The organism is Pantoea sp. ANP04 (genome assembly GCF_041982285.1).
GTDB classification, from domain to species: Bacteria; Pseudomonadota; Gammaproteobacteria; order Enterobacterales; family Enterobacteriaceae; genus Pantoea; species Pantoea eucalypti.
On sequence record NZ_JAUTYS010000040.1, the window covers coordinates 1 to 832 of the forward strand.

Below are 832 nucleotides of genomic sequence, written 5' to 3' on the forward strand. Positions count from 1 at the left end.
AGGGGCAAACCACGGTCAGCGCTGTTCGGTAAGGCTGCCAGCTGCGGCTTTTTTAACCTGGGCCGGGGCGAAATGGCAGGTAAAGGTACTGCCGTGGCCCAGTACGCTGCTGATTTCCAGGCGTGCGCGATGACGCAGCAGCACGTGCTTGACGATGGCCAGGCCCAGGCCCGTGCCGCCGTAGCGTCGGGAAATCGAGCTGTCGGCCTGCTGGAATGCATCGAACATCAGTTCCAGGCTGGCCGGGCTGATGCCAATCCCGCTGTCGCGCACTGAGCAGGTGAACCACAGGAGTTCGTGATCCAGGGTCTGCCACTGGGGCTCGATGGTGACGCTGCCTTGTTCGGTGAACTTCAGCGCGTTGCCGATCAGGTTGACCAGGATCTGCTCCAGGCGGGTCTGGTCGATCTGCAGGGTCTGTTCGCTGAAGTCGCGGTGCAGTTGCAGGGGCAGGGGTTCGATGCGGGCGTTGAGAATCTGCAGGGCGGCGTCCACTGCCTTGTCCAGGCTGGCCTGGCCCTGATCGTCGCCGCGGCGGGCGAAGGAGCGCAGGCTGGCGGTGATGCGGCCCATGCGGTCGATCAGTTCATTGATGGTCTTGAGGTTGGCGCTGGCGGTGTCCAGGGCGCCGCGCTCAAGAAAACGCACGGTGTTGCCGGACAAGGTGCGCAACGCCGCCAGCGGCTGGTTCAGCTCGTGGGCGATGCTGGTGGACATCTGGCCGATGGCCGCCAGCTTGCCGGCCTGGACCAGTTCGTCCTGGGCCCGGCGCAGGGTCTCTTCGGCCTGGCGGCGTTCGCGGATCTGCCCCTTGAGGCGCTCGTTGCTGGCC

The 832-nt window shown here is 65.5% G+C and carries 1 protein-coding gene; it reads right to left on the minus strand.

Annotation, left to right across the window (positions count from 1 at the left end; genetic code table 11):
* Window positions 1–15: 15 nt before the first annotated feature.
* A partial coding sequence (locus Q7C21_RS22160) for a sensor histidine kinase (RefSeq protein ID WP_375151109.1) occupies window positions 16–832 on the minus strand: 817 nt, incomplete at its 5' end.